This is a genomic window from Thauera sp., from assembly GCF_034003485.1.
Classification (GTDB): Bacteria; Pseudomonadota; Gammaproteobacteria; order Burkholderiales; family Rhodocyclaceae; genus Thauera.
Map to the genome: position 1 here is coordinate 1 of NZ_JAVEYL010000022.1, position 14,289 is coordinate 14,289.

The following is a 14,289-nucleotide window of genomic DNA, read 5'->3' on the forward strand; positions in this document are numbered from 1 at the left end:
ATGCCGACGCAGATGCCGACGCAGATGCCGACGCAGATGCCGACGCAGATGCCGACGCAGAAGCCGACGCAGATGCCGACGCAGATGCCGCCGCAGATGCCGACGCAGAAGCCGACGCAGATGCCGATGCCGCTGCGGACGCCGATGCGGACGCCGATGCCGATGCAGACGCGGACGCCGATGCCGATGCCGACGCCGATGCAGACGCCGATGCCGATGCCGATGCCGATGCCGATGCCGATGCCGATGCGGATGCGGATGCCGATGCGGATGCGGATGCCGACGCCGATGCGGACGCCGACGCTGACGCCGACGCTGACGCCGACGCTGACGCTGACGCGGATGCCGACGCAGATGCGGATGCGGATGCGGATGCGGATGCCGATGCAGACGCCGATGCAGATGCCGATGCCGATGCCGACGCAGATGCCGACGCCGACGCAGATGCCGACGCGGATGCCGATGCCGACGCCGATGCCGACGCCGATGCGGATGCCGATGCCGATGCGGATGCCGACGCCGACGCAGATGCAGATGCAGATGCCGATGCCGATGCGGATGCCGATGCCGATGCCGACGCCGATGCGGATGCGGATGCGGATGCGGATGCCGACGCAGATACCGACGCAGATGCCGACGCAGATGCCGACGCAGATGCCGATGCCGATGCTGACGCGGACGCCGATGCCGATGCAGACGCCGATGCCGATGCAGACGCCGATGCCGATGCGGATGCCGATGCGGACGCCGACGCTGACGCGGATGCCGATGCGGACGCCGACGCTGACGCTGACGCGGATGCCGACGCAGATGCGGATGCGGATGCGGATGCGGATGCGGATGCCGATGCGGATGCGGATGCAGATGCCGATGCAGACGCCGATGCAGATGCCGATGCGGATGCCGATGCCGATGCGGATGCCGATGCCGATGCCGATGCCGATGCCGATGCGGATGCCGATGCCGATACGGATGCCGATGCCGATGCGGATGCCGATGCCGATGCCGATGCCGATGCCGATGCCGATGCGGATGCCGATGCCGATGCCGATGCCGATGCGGATGCCGATGCCGATGCGGACGCCGATGCGGATGCCGACGCCGATGCGGATGCGGATGCCGACGCCGACGCCGACGCAGATGCCGACGCAGATGCCGACGCAGATGCCGACGCAGATGCCGACGCAGATGCCGATGCGGATGCAGACGCCGATGCAGATGCAGATGCCGATGCAGATGCAGATGCCGATGCGGACGCCGATGCCGACGCCGATGCCGACGCCGACGCCGATGCCGACGCAGATGCGGATGCCGATGCGGATGCGGACGCCGACGCCGACGCCGACGGCGACGATGACCCGCCAGATCTCCCCGGTGGCTTCTGGATCTCTCCTCAGGGCAACAGGAATGAGGACCAGACCTATTCGCTCAAGGAAGGCGCCGGCAACAAATCCGAGAAGACCTTCAACGTCCAGTACGGAACGGAGCTGATGCCGAACGGATCAATGAGCGCCTCCGGCGATAAATCGCTGGGCGCGGGCGAGTCGGCAACGGTGACATTCAAGGTTTCAGGTATTGAGGGTCATCCCGCCGCATCGATGAACGATTTTGAGTTCACTGCAGCCTCTAACCGCTTCGATGTCTCGTATGAAGTCGAGGGCGACGAGATTAAGGTGACGCTGACCAACAACGGCGACTCGGATCAGAACCTCACTGGAAATCCGCTCGAAGTGACGATTCAGGCGCTCGAGGATGGTCAGTCCGAAGGGCTCGAAGGGCTCAAGCTGACTATCGTCGATAGCATCTGGCCGGAAGAAAGCAATTTCATCCAGTTTGAAATCGACGATGCGGGTGCCGGGAACGGGGGTGGATCAGGAGGGGGTAATCAGGCTGCTTCGAGGATGATGTCCTTCAGTGAAGAGGAGCTCGTGGCGATGCCGACAGCGTTTGCTGAGCAGAAGTCGTCGGCGCCCGAAGAGCCTTCGGAGCAGGACAGTCTGGATGTCAGGGAGGTTCTGCCCGAGGAGGAGGATGAAGATCTCCTTTCCGGACTCTCCTCATCAAGTTCTGATGCGGGTCGCGGCGAGCCATCCGATGAGGCTGGGCAGATCGATGGCGGAATCGAGCCTCTGGACGCCTTTGAACCGGATTTCGGGGAGCTTGGGGTAGGCGACAATCAGGTTGACGGTGCGATCGACGACCTCACCAAGCCCGCATCCGAGTAAGAACGGCGCCGCCAAGGCGTAACGAGGGCCCTGCTTCGCCGAATGGTGAGGCAGGGCTCGATATTTTCGTGTTCTGGCCCTTGTATCTGCCTGCGCCCGGGTGCTTGCTCAAGGCAAGACGGCGGGACGTGGTGGGCGCTCAGAAACGCTCTTCGGCAGGTGCCGTGGGCCCTTGGGCGGCCTGGATGCACGCCTGAATTGTCTTCAGACCAACCCCGCCGAGGAGATCGTGAAATCTGGGCGGGCTCGCCGGGATGTCTCGGAGTTCGACGTGGTGTCCTGCTTTTGCCACCACGTCGGCAAACTTCTTCTGCAGGTCAAATGGGGTGACCTGGTCTGCGGCGTTGCCGAGGACGTAGATTCTGCGTGAGGGGCTGAAGGCGATGCCTTCGACATGATGCAAAGGGTCGAATGGGGCGTTGACACCAGTTGTGTCACGATTCTCCGCTTCGCTGCGCCCTGTCGCCGCAGCGCGCCGGCGGGCGCGTTCGTCGAGGTCGAACGCGCCCGAGCTCAGGACCGCACAAAGGATATCTTCTCGTCCGAGTGTGAGGATACCGGCGGCTGCGGTTGCGCCCCCGCTATGTCCAAGCAGGGCAAACTGGCCGATCCCGTACCGTTTTTTAAGGGACGATAGCGCTGCATCCAAGGCGCGATATTCCCGTGCCTGGCGACGTTTGAGATGGTTGCCCGAGGAGCCGTAGATGCCCGGTCTAGAAACCAGCACGACAGGAAGACCAGATTGCCGTGAAAACTTGGCAGCGATCGCTTCACGTGAGCGACGTGTATTGCCGGGGATTTCGTCCGACCTGTATTTCAGAAGTCTGTCCCGGTCGCCGCTGAAGATCGCGACGACGATCGGTGCCTTTTCGAGATCGCCCGCTGCAAAATAGCGGATGCAGTCGCTGCCCTCCGGATGGGTGACCCAGGCAAAACTTGACGTGTCCGGGCAATGTGCTCGCTCGGCTGCAGCTCCCCAGGGGAGCGGCACCTCATGGTCCGGTTCTTCAAGCGCGAATGCCCTGCATTGCAGGTTGATCAGCGCACAAGCGATCAGGGCGTGTCTTATTGCGAAACGGAACATAGGGTAGCGCCAAGCTTATAGCTACTGAGGCAGTCGGCCCCCCGCGGGAGGCCGGCAAACACCGTCTTCAATCAAGCGTTCGAAGCTTGTGCAAGCAAGGACGGGATGAGGCCGAAGTCGGAGTCCCTGCGTGAGCCCTTGACGAGGACTACGTCACCAGCTCTCAGCGTCTTTGTCATGTACTCAACGAGTTCAGGTGCGGAGGAGAAATGCGGTCCCAGCATCGTTGAAGGCAACATTTCACGCAGGTAGCACATTTCAGCGCCGTGCGTCACGACGTGATCCACGCCGTTGGCCAGGAGCGGCTCCGCGAGGCATTCATGGAGCGCTTGTGCTTGATCTCCCAGATGGACGATTCGGCCGAGCACTGCGATGCGTCTCGCCTCGCTCGATACCTTGTGCATGGCGAGAACCTCGAAGGCGTGAATCATGGAGGCGACCTCGGCGTTATAGCTATCGTCGATTAACGTCACCAGGGAGCCATTTATACGGATTTCCCCGGGCACGAGCCTGCCTTCCGGTGAGCGATATCCTGAGAGTCGCGCTGCGCATTGTTCGACATCGTAGCCGAGTGCATAAAGCGCGGCCAATGCCGCCAGTGCATTGCGCAGCATGCCTTTTCCCGCCACTGGGAGCTCAAGCGCAACAATGCGACCGCCGACAGACAGTGTCGCGGACTGGCTCAGAACGCCAGGCCTTGATTCGAGCAGCCGCACCTCGGCGGTTGCGCTTTCTCCATAGACGACAATCCTTTTCGCGAGCCCACGCGCGCTATCGGCGATGCGCTGGAATCCATGCAGGTGATCACCGATTACGGCGATTGCCGGGCCGCTCAGACCTTCGAAAATCCTCGACTTCCAGCGAACGACATCGTCGATGTTTCTTACCATCGCGTTCGTTTGGGAGAGCGCGATTTCCGTGATGATGGAGACCCAGGGTCTCACCAAACGGGTAATCGGGCCGCGCCGCATCCAGAGTGCGCTTTGTGCGATTTCGAGGAGTGCTGCGTGATCGTCGGCTGCGAGGCTTGCAAGCATGGCTGGAACACCGACGCGCGAGTTGTAATTGTCGATTGTCGTAAGGGCCCGTCCATGCACTCTGAGCATTTCCTCGAGCATGTGCAGCGTGCTCGATTTCCCGACCGTGCCAGTGATGGCGATCACCGGATGCTTGTACCTGCTTCGTGCGGCCAGGCCGAGTTCGATCAAGGACCGGATGGGATCCTCCACCTGAAGGATGGGAAAGGTGGTTGGCAATCGTGATGAGATTTCCGGGGTGCGAACAAGCGCCCCGGCCAAGCTCGAGACCTGTCCGGAAATCACCGAGTGGCGGTCGAAGTTCTTCGCGGGCAATTTGCTTTGTTCGTGCCGACAACGATCGTGTGAGTCGTGTCCGATGAACAGCGTGGGTGCAGGCAGCAGGTCAATGTGCTTTGTACCCGCGACCACCGAGCGCACGAACCAGCCTTCCGGGGGGCGTACCAGCCATTTCCCGCCCGTCACGGCTTCGAGTTGCGCTGCCGTCCAGGTCTGGCCGGGAAGGCAGTCGTGGATGATCGAGGGGAATTCGGTGCGATAGCTTGGGGTGGTCGGCGCGGGGGGCGCCTCGTCCTTGCCGGGCACGGCAAGGCGCACGAAATACGGCAGTGTGGTCGTGCACGGTGCGTGCTGCCTTGAAATGATGCCGATGCTCAGTTGCAGGTCGACGTTCTTCCAGTCCTTCAGGTAGGGGGGGCGCAGCCCGTAATGGTCACGGTAGATCACGCCCGGCTGCCAGCGGCTGGTGGGCATCATCCAGTCACAGGGATCGTGGTCCATGCCTTCGCCCCATGGACGCATCGTGGTCGGGCGCACCGGGACGCCGCGGATATCGAGACGAATGTCCTCGTCGATGGGCCCATCACTACGCCAGAAGGTCTCCACCCACAGCATCCGGCGGCGGGTGAGCGCCTCCAGGGGCTTCATGCGCACACCGAGCAGGGTGAGTGGCCCGAAGCGCAGGGGTTCGATGCGTGCGTCTGAAGGGACCTCCTTGACTTGCCAGGCGTCGGTCCCCTGCGCCTGCATCTCCTCGAGACAAGCCAGGTCGTAGCGGGTGGTGGGCGCAGGCGGCAACGGGCGGTGTGCTCGGGGCGGCGGATGCAGGTCAATAAAGGCAAGCCCTTCCTGGGTGAGTTGCAGGTGAGTGCCCATGGTTTCGCAGCATCGTGCGTAGTCGCGGGCAGCGGCCACGGCCTCGGCGCCTGAATGCTGCGCGGAAAAGCCGAAGCCGACGCCGACCGGTACGAATGTCACGCGCTTGACGCCGTCGGCGCCGAGTTCCAGTTGGAACACGCCGCTCTGGCCCGGCGTCTTGCGTATCGAGTCGAACAACAGGTCGCCCGCGTCGTAGATGATCGGGCGTCCCTGATGGATTTCAATGCCTTGCAGTACGTGTGCGGAGGCGCCCAGTACAGCGTCCGCCCCCGCATCGATGAGTGCATGGCCTGCGGCGATCTCGTCGGCACCGGGCTCGCGCGCGAGATTTGCGCCCCAATGCACCGCGACCAGGACGATGTGAGCCTGCACGCGGGCGCGCGCGATGAGAGGGGCAAACCTGGCCTTCCAGGTCGCAGGGTCCTGTAGAGGCAGGTGGGCGCAGCCGGGGGTGTCGATCGTGGCCGCAAAGCGGTGCTGTGTCGCATCGAGCGCGAATACGGCCACATTCAGACTGCCTGCCCGCCGCAGTGCTGGCGTGAACGCCTGTTCGGCGTTCTTGCCACTGCCGGCGTGGGCAATACCGAATGCATCAAGCCAGCCTGCCTGCTCCAGCAGCGCTTCAGGACCGTAATCGCCACTGTGATTGTTGGCCACGGTGACGAGGTCGATGCCCGCGCTCGCGAGTACGCGCAGCATCTCCGGGCGGGCGCGATAGTAGTACGGACCCCCTTCGCCTTTGCGGACGCCTTGCTCACCCTGGGTGGCGACGACGCATTCGAGGTTGACGATGCGAAGGTCTGCATCGCGCAGGGCGGGAATGCGCAGGACCTTGTCGGCACCCAGCTCCGCGGTGCGATAGTGCTGGCGACGGCCTAGATTTACGTCGCCCCCCCATGCGACGACGGGGCCACGAGGCTCGCTGGCCGCGGGAGATGGCAATGGATCGTTGTCTGCCTCAGGCGGCCGGCGCGGACTGGAGAGCAGTTTCCAATACGCCACGAACCCCGACAGATAATGCTCGACGTCATCGATCCGCACCCGGAAGCTGTGATGGCGAATGAAGAAGCTGCCGACGACACTCTCCGGCCTGGCGAAATACATCGCCAGCTCCGGCCAGAAAAAGCCGTTCAGCAGATAATGGGCACGGTGATGCAGGGCCCGGTGGAATTTGTCGACATCGAATCCATCGAGCACATGCTGCATCTCGGGGATCTGGCGGATGCGACCGAGCATTTGCTCGAAAGCCATGGCGAGCTCGAGCAGGGTCGGGAAAGTTGTTTCGCGCGTGAGGATGAAGTCGAGGTAATCGGCGATGTTCTGCACGCCGAAGCGGAAGTATTTCTCTTCCGGCTTGTAGCGCGTGAGCTCGTTGGCGCAGTAGGACAGCCAGTGGTCGTGCGCCTTCCAGTGATCCGCGGCGAGGAAGTGGTCGAAGGCCTTTTCGACGATCGCCAGCCAGCGTGGGTCGCGCGTGAGGCCGTAGAGGCGCATCAGTCCGAAAGCCGCCTCGCCGTCGTAGTAGATGATGCGAAAGGCGTCCTTGGTCGACAGGTCGGCGGCGTTGAGGACGTGGATGAACTTACCGGTGGAAGCATCCTGCATCTGCGCGATGCCGAGCGCCAGCCCCTCCATCAGGGGGCGGTAGCGATCATCGCCGGTGAGTTCCTCATACTTGACGAGGGCGAGCAGGCTGACCGCATTGGCGCCGAGCTTGATCTCGTCGTTGATATCCACGTTGAAGGCGATCGTGCCGCCGTCCGGGCGCGGGTAATGGCGGATCAGCTTTGCGGTGAGGTAGTCCAGCGCGCGCTCGATCGCCGCCATCAGCGGGGCAGCGCGGGTGAGCTCCCAGGCTTCGAGCATCGAATAGACCGAGCTGGCGTGGCGCAGCGCGTTGTAGGTGGGGATCTCGCGGCCGAAGCAGGGGAAATGGCCGTAAATGAAGCGACCATCCGCCTGCACCTGGCGGGCGAGGAATTCACTGCTGCTGCGGATGAGCGCGAGCGTGGCGTCGGTATCCAGAGGGGAGACGTCGCGGTGTCCGCTCTCGAGCGTGAGTGCGCTTTTCCAGCGCGCGTGGGGTGCGGTGTCGGGCCCAGGGAGGGCTTGCGCTGCGCTGCCGCCCGGCAGGGCGCTCAGCGCGGGCTCGTCCGAGAGGAAGAGGCCTTCGCTGGCAAAGCGCCAGACCGGCGTTTCAGCCGCGAAGTCGGGCTGGAAGGTGGCGCCGAAGCGTCGGGACAGGTAAGCGGCAAAGTTGTGGGTGTTGCGCCGTGCTGCGGCAAGCTCGTTGCCGCCGTACAGCATGGCGTTGGCGTTGAGCTCCTGCTCGAGCAGGGCGTGCTCGAAGCCTGCGTCAAAGGCCAGGCCGTAGCGAAAGTAGTTGCGTTTGGTCTTGGCGAGATCTGCGTCGAGCTCGCCCCAGGTGGTGGCGAAGACTGCGCTCACCCAGTCGACTCGCAGCCAGCTGACCTCGAGCTCGCGGGTCTGAGCGAGGCGCCGGCAGCGTGCTACGCCCTCTTTCCATGCGGCAGAGAAGTCCGCACCGCTTGCCCGGCAAACGCGCGCCCGCGTCTTGCCGTCCGAAATGGAAAAAAAAAGGATACAGGCGGGATGACGGGGGGCTAACTGGGTGTGCTCTCCAAGACGACCAGTCACCAAGGGCTGCGCGCCAGCCAGCAGGGATGAGAGCGACATCGACCGGGGTCTCCGCTGTATCAGGCGACCTTTCTCCGGCGGGTGAACCCAAGCACGGCAACCCCCAGGCCAAGAAGCCCCAGCGCGCCGGGCTCCGATACGGGCTGCGGCTTCGCGTTGGCAATGGTCATGTCATCGAAGCCGAACCAGTCCGTGCCGGAGTTCGAGTTGCCAAAGCGGATCGATGAAAATGGGTTTTCCGCGTCGATCAGCCCCCAGTAGAGGACCCCGCCGCCAGGGGAGCGGTAGGTGTCGTCGAGTGAATAGCTGGTCGATACGCCGTTGGGGCGGAACACCTCGAGCGTGAAGCGTCCGCTGAAGTCACCGATGTCGATACCGTAGAAGCCGAAGGCCGAAACAGGCTGCGAAAAGTTGAGCTGGAAATGGCTTGAGCTGACCTGCAGATAATTGAGGCCGGAGATGGCATAACGGCCCTTGGTGTTGGTCGTGCCCAAGGCGACGGCATCGACCCACAAGGATTTGTTGTTGTCGGTGCTCTGCAGTGTGCTGGTGCCGAGGGCACCGAAATCGAGCGAGAGGCCTGTCTGGTAGCCGGCGTACTCGCGGAAGCGCTCGAAGTCTTCGGTGATCGCGTCGTCAAGCCGGGCGAGGAAAGCGTCGCGTGCGGCGTCTGCATTTGCGGTGGTCGTCAGCCGAACCTGTTCGCCCAGTCCTCGGTCGTGGCCATACAGGACCAACGGGGCTGCATGGGCGGCGATGGGGAGGAGGAGCGTGCATGCGAGTGCGGGCAGGATTCTCATTTTCATTGGGGCTCACGGTTGCTGAATCCGGGCAGGCCCTCGAGCTTCGCGGCAGGGCGTGCGGACGATAGTAATGCCCATGAGTCTAGGGCTGGGCACCCTTGTCGAGTGCCAACTTGGGCACGAACCCGTTTCGATTGCTTGTCTGTCGGGGCTTGAGCTCCCACCCTCGATCGAACTGGATTACTCGGGCCTGTGCTGCGAACCCAGCGCCCCGCTTACCGACACGCCATCCACGCCCAGCGCGAACAGTTGCCGAGCGCGACCCTCGTCCGAGATCTGCTCGGCAATCGCGATCATGCCGATGGAGTGCACCAGCGAGCACAGGCCGCGCAGGAAGGCGGTGCCGGCATTGCCGTCGTCGTCGGTCGTGAGCGCGAGGCTGATCTTCAGGTAGTCCAGGCCGAGATCGTGCAGCCCCTCGAGGGTGCTGAAGTGCTGTCCGGCATGCTTGAGCCCGACCTTGCAACCCAGCGCGCGCAGTTGCATGCACAGGGTACGGAAGGCTGCGGGGTGGCGTAGCGCGCTGCCCTCAAGGACGTCGATCCAGAGTCGTCCGGCGGCGTCCGGGTGGGCGCGCAGGGTGGTCTCGAACTGGGCGTGGAAGGCGACATCCCTGACCGCGTCGTCGGACAGATTGATCGCCAGACCGACCAGATTCGGGTCCGCGTCCAGCGCGCGGCAGGCGGCTTCGAGCACGGCGCCGTCGATGCGGGTCAGCAGGCCGAGGCGCGTCGCCCAGGGCAGGAACTGCCCCGCGTTGCGCCACTCGCCTTCCAGGTGCAGACGTACCGGGGCTTCATGGTGCAGGGTCTGCTGCAGGTCGTTGGCGAGCACGGCGAACTGCGCGAGTTTGAGGTGGCCATGATCCAGCGCTTCGCCCAGCGCGCTGCGCCAGGCGTCGAGGCTGGGGTAGAGCATCGGGTGGTCCGACGCAAGCAGCAGCTCGCGTTTGTTCTCCTGCTCGCCACTGGCCAGGGCGCCGTCGAGTCGCATGAGCACCTTGCCGAGCGCGTCACCGGCTTCGTAGTGGGTTGCGGCGATGAACAGCTGGTCGGCCAGCAGCGGGTTGCCGTGCTCTGCCTTGACGAGCGCTTCGATTTCACCCCTGATGTCCTCGGTGGCAAGCACACCAGGGGCCAGCAGGGCGAACTCTGCGGCGTTGAGCCGCCCACACTCCCAGGAGGGGTGGCGGGAGACGCACCGATCCAGGCGCCTGGCGAAATCGACGAGGTGGTGGTCGGTGGCGTTGCGGCCGAATTGCCGGTTGAACTCGGCCAGCTGGGCGAAGCGGATCACCACCACGACCCCGGATGCTTGCGCGTCGTCGCGTGCCAGCGCGGCCTCGAGCTCCTTGATGAATTGACGGCGGTTGAGCAAACCGGTCAGTTCGTCGTGCTGGGATTGCTTGCGCAGGGTTTCGAGTCGCTGCGTTTCTTCGGCCAGCATGCTGCGCACCCGGTCGGAGAGGGCGTTCATGGCCTGCACGACCCGGCGGAATTCCTCGGTTCGAGGGGCTTGGGTGGTGATGAAGCGGCGCTGACCGATGGCCTCGGCCTGGTTGACCATGCTGCCGAGCGGGCGGGTGATGTATTTGAGTGCGAGCGTTCCGATCAATCCGGCGAGAAGGCCTGCCCCCACGAACCAGAGCAGCAGGTGTTGGGTGGCTCTCCAGAGCGCGTCGTAGGCGTAGCGGCTGTGGGTTTCGACGGTAAGCGTGCCGAACTGGTGCCAGCCGTCCTGCACCTGCGCAATGCCGGGGGCGACCTCGATCGGGATCAGACTGACGAACCACTCGGGCGTGCTGCCGTTGCTGCCCTCGTAGGTGCGCTCGACCAGCGTTTCCCCGGTGGGGCTGCGCAGTCGGATCTGGCGATAGTGACCGGTGTCGAATTGTGCGGACACCTGCAACTCGACGGTCACCTCGTCCTTGGGGAGCTGCGACAGGGACAAGGCCAGTGACGTGGCGTTATCCATGTTCTTGATGGCGAGCTCCTGCGCCATGTAGTTGCGCGCAGAGAGCGTGCTGACGACGAAGCTGCCGCCCAGGCAGGTGAGCGAGATCAGGATGATCGCGATCCAGAGTTGCTTGATCAGGGACATGAAATGCGTGCTCCATGACTTCGGGCCGCGCGTGTGAGCGAGCGCGGCTTCATTGTGTGAGCGTTAGCCCTTCCCGTTGCATGCGCGCGAGGACATCGCGCCAGCGGGACAGGCGGGCGGTGGGGTCGGCGGCCGAGGTGCTTGCGCCTGCGACCCAGAGCCCCGCGCTGTTGAAACTGAAGACCGGCGTGAGGTCGGGTCGGCGCGTCGCTGGCCGGATCTCGCCGGTGAGGTTGTCGAGAATGAGCGGGTCGGCGGTGGGCGTCTCGAAGTAACCCAGCACCATATGTGCCTGGGAGACGCCGCTGCTCGGACCGCCGATCTGAGCGCGGACGTAGATGAGGCGCAGTCTGTCATCCGGGACGCCGAGCAGCCTCAGCGTGACGTACTTCGCGATCGCAAAATCCTCACAGTCGCCAGCCCTGCGGCTCAGGCTCTCGATCGGGGTTGCCCAGTAATCCTTCACCTTCCATATTTCGATGTCATCTTCGAAGCGAAGCCGACGGTTGAAGAAGGTGTTCGTCCGTTCGAGTTGCTGTGCGGGGGGAAGGGCGCTGACTTCCTCCTGCATGCGTATCCACTCGGACACCTGCGTGCCCGTTTCGGCGCCGTGAGCACTCGTCGCCCGTCTTTCCAGTGTGACCAGGGCAGGGTTGCCGAGGGCTCCAAGGTGGACTGACAGGCATGCGACGAGCAGCAGTCGAGCCAGGGAGCGAGCTCCGGGCCGAGGTGCGTCGGGGCGTTGCGTGGCAGGCTTGTGCATCGAGGTCCAGTGCGCCGTGCGGGGGGTGGGCAGTGTCTCGTGAGGGGGGGCGTGCCATGCAGTGTGATCCATAGCGTTGCATAGTTCGCGGTCGGCGCCGGGGGATCAGGATAGCATTCGCTTCAGTATGGTTCGCGACAGATCGCTTGCGACCTGCTCCAACTACTCCATGTGAGACGCACCGTGACACTGAAAAATCTCCGTCTGGGCATCATGTTCGTGGTGAGCGTCATGCCCATGACCGCGCTCGCCGAGATCCCCGAACAGTTGCGTGACGCCGCACGTAAGGCGGTGGTTTCCAATCCGGAAGTGCAGGCCAGGTGGAACGCGTTTCTGGCCTCCGATGCTGCGCAGGATGTGGCGCGTGGAGGGTACTACCCGCAGGTGCAGCTCTCGGGCGGCGTCGGCCGTGAGAGTACCCGCTCACCCGCGGGGGTGACCGAGCGCTTTTCCACGCGTGGCGCGCAGGTGAGCCTGAGCCAGGTGGTGTACGACGGCTTCTACACCAGCAGCGAGGTCGAGCGCTTCGCCTACCAGCGCCTCGGCAGTTACTACGCTTTACTGGAGGCCTCCGAAAGCGCGGCGAGCGAAGCGATCAGGGCTTATGCGGATGTTTTGCGCTATGGCCGCCTTGTTGACCTTGCCAAGCAGAACTACGTCGAACACAAGGTGGTTCACGACCAGATCGCGGAACGCACCGCGGCAGGTGTCGGCCGTCGGGTCGATCTCGAGCAGGCGAGTGGCCGTCTCGCCCTGGCCGAGTCGAATCTGCTGACCGAGGTGACGAACCTTCACGACGTCAGCGCCCGCTATCAGCGTATCGTCGGTGAGTTACCCGAAGGCAAGCTGGCGGACTTGCCCGCGAGCATGGCAGGAGAGTTCATGCCGAAGTCGGCTGTCGAGCTCTTGCGTGAGGGCTTCAACGCCAGCCCCAGTCTGAATGCGGCGGTGGAGTCGGTGCGAGCGGGTCAGGCTCAACTCAGCGCCTGGCGCTCGGCGCATCACCCGCGGCTGGATCTGCGTGCCCGCCAGTCGCTGAACCACAATCTCGACGGCGCTTCCGGAAATACCCGGGAAAGCGTGGTGGAGCTCGTGCTCACCTACAATCTGTTCCGTGGTGGATCGGATCAGGCGCGGATCAGGCAGGCGGCCGACGAGTTGAACGTCGCGAAAGATCTCCGCGAGAAGGCGTGCCGCGACGTGCGCCAGAACCTGACGATTGCCTTTAACGAGACTGCGCGTCTCGGCGAGCAGCTCGGTTACCTCGACCAGCATCAGCTCTCCATCGAGAAGGCGCGTGAAGCGTACCGGCGTCAGTTCGACATCGGGCAGCGCACCTTGCTCGACCTGCTCGATGCGGAAAATGAATACTTCCAGGCGCGCCGCGCTTATGTGATCGCGGTCTATGACAAGGCGACTGCCGAGACGAGGACGCTCGCGGGCATGGGGCGTTTGATGCAGGCGCTGGGTGTCGCGCGGGATGACTTGCCCAAGCTCGCCGAACTCGAACGCAGCCGCGAGCAGATCGACGTGGCCGACCTGTGCCCTACGGATGCACCTGCGTTCGTCGAGATCGACAAGGACGCCTTGTTTGCCGAGGCGATGCGTGAGGCCGGGAAGTAAGCAGGTCTGTCAGGTCTGTCGGCTCAACGCCCCGAGAACTGCGGCGAGCGCTTGTTCAGAAACGCGTCCAGCCCCTCCCGATAGTCTTCCGTATCGAGAAAGGCGAACGCGTCCCGCTTTTCTGTCTCGCTCAATACCCCGCCCGCCATCAGCCGCCGCACCCACTGCTTGTGCCAGCGCGCCACCAGCGGCGCGCCCGCACAGATTCGCGCGGCGCAGGCGGCGGTCTCCTCGAACACCTTCTCGTCGTCCACCACCCTGCTCAGCAGGCCCTTCTGCAGTGCTTCGCGCGCAGACAGGATCCGCCCTTCGAGCAGGATCTCCAGCACCACCGCCGGCCCTACCAGCGCGAGCAGGCCGGCCATCTCTCCCGGGTACATCGAGAACCCCAGGCGGTTGATCGGCGCGCCGAAGCGCGACGATTCCCCCGCGATGCGGATGTCGCAGCAGCCCGCGATCTCCAGCCCGCCGCCGACGCAGGCGCCGCGAATGGCGGCCACCGTGGGTACGGCGCAGTCGCGGATCGCGTTGAGCGCGCTGGCCACCAGGTCCTCGTGGTAATGCAGCGCGTCGTCGACGTTGGCGCGCACGCGCACGAACTCCTCGATGTCGCCGCCCGCGGCGAAGGCGTCGTCTCCGGCGCCGCGCACAATCACGCAGCGCACGCTGTCATCGCCCGCAATCTGCGCCATCGCTGCGGACAGGCCGCGCCACATCGCGGCATTCACCGCGTTCAGCTTGGCCGGGTTGTGCAGGGTGACGGTGGCGAGTCCGTCGCCGATTTCGAGGTCGATGCGTGTGCTCATAGGAGGAGACTTTTCGATAAATAAAATTTTTC

8 protein-coding genes are annotated in these 14,289 nt (G+C 64.0%); 2 read left to right on the forward strand and 6 right to left on the reverse strand.

The features are described from left to right. Positions 1 to 2,225, forward strand: a 2,225-nt coding sequence (locus RBT54_RS12955) for a hypothetical protein (protein WP_320367489.1), incomplete at its 5' end; no start/stop codon positions are given. 139 nt (positions 2,226 to 2,364) lie between these two features. Here the strand turns inward: RBT54_RS12955 and RBT54_RS12960 are convergent. The 5 genes from RBT54_RS12960 to RBT54_RS12980 form a co-directional block, all read right to left on the reverse strand. Next, on the reverse strand, positions 2,365 to 3,309 hold the full coding sequence (locus RBT54_RS12960; RefSeq protein WP_320367490.1) for a hypothetical protein: 945 nt from the start codon (positions 3,307 to 3,309) through the stop codon (positions 2,365 to 2,367). 71 nt (positions 3,310 to 3,380) lie between these two features. Further along, positions 3,381 to 8,201 (reverse strand): CapA family protein, encoded by a 4,821-nt coding sequence (locus RBT54_RS12965; protein ID WP_320367491.1) that lies wholly within the window; start codon positions 8,199 to 8,201, stop codon positions 3,381 to 3,383. Between the two features lie 20 nt (positions 8,202 to 8,221). Further along, the gene (locus RBT54_RS12970; RefSeq protein WP_320367492.1) at positions 8,222 to 8,968 is read right to left on the reverse strand and encodes a PEP-CTERM sorting domain-containing protein; all 747 of its coding nucleotides are present in this window, start codon (positions 8,966 to 8,968) and stop codon (positions 8,222 to 8,224) included. A 177-nt stretch (positions 8,969 to 9,145) separates the two neighbouring features. Then, a complete protein-coding gene (locus RBT54_RS12975) occupies positions 9,146 to 11,065 on the reverse strand; it encodes a LapD/MoxY N-terminal periplasmic domain-containing protein (RefSeq protein WP_320367493.1) in 1,920 nt (639 codons plus the stop codon). Positions 11,066 to 11,114: 49 nt separating this feature from the next. Further along, positions 11,115 to 11,636, reverse strand: coding sequence for a transglutaminase-like cysteine peptidase (locus RBT54_RS12980; protein ID WP_320367494.1), 522 nt, complete (start codon positions 11,634 to 11,636; stop codon positions 11,115 to 11,117). A gap of 375 nt (positions 11,637 to 12,011) precedes the next feature. Between RBT54_RS12980 and RBT54_RS12985 the strand changes: the two genes are divergently transcribed. Next, positions 12,012 to 13,451 (forward strand): TolC family outer membrane protein, encoded by a 1,440-nt coding sequence (locus RBT54_RS12985; protein ID WP_320367495.1) that lies wholly within the window; start codon positions 12,012 to 12,014, stop codon positions 13,449 to 13,451. 23 nt (positions 13,452 to 13,474) lie between these two features. Here the strand turns inward: RBT54_RS12985 and RBT54_RS12990 are convergent, their stop codons facing one another. Beyond that, positions 13,475 to 14,257 carry an enoyl-CoA hydratase/isomerase family protein gene (locus RBT54_RS12990; RefSeq protein ID WP_320367496.1) on the reverse strand — a complete coding sequence of 261 codons (783 nt, stop codon included), beginning with the start codon at positions 14,255 to 14,257 and terminating at the stop codon, positions 13,475 to 13,477. Positions 14,258 to 14,289 lie beyond the last annotated feature (32 nt).

Coding starts and splice junctions, on each gene's coding strand:
- RBT54_RS12960 (WP_320367490.1), bottom strand. CDS start 3,309: ATGTTCCGTTTCGCAATAAGACACGCCCTGATCGCTTGTGCGCTGATC.
- RBT54_RS12965 (WP_320367491.1), bottom strand. CDS start 8,201: ATGTCGCTCTCATCCCTGCTGGCTGGCGCGCAGCCCTTGGTGACTGGT.
- RBT54_RS12970 (WP_320367492.1), bottom strand. CDS start 8,968: ATGAAAATGAGAATCCTGCCCGCACTCGCATGCACGCTCCTCCTCCCC.
- RBT54_RS12975 (WP_320367493.1), bottom strand. CDS start 11,065: ATGTCCCTGATCAAGCAACTCTGGATCGCGATCATCCTGATCTCGCTC.
- RBT54_RS12980 (WP_320367494.1), bottom strand. CDS start 11,636: ATGCAGGAGGAAGTCAGCGCCCTTCCCCCCGCACAGCAACTCGAACGG.
- RBT54_RS12990 (WP_320367496.1), bottom strand. CDS start 14,257: ATGAGCACACGCATCGACCTCGAAATCGGCGACGGACTCGCCACCGTC.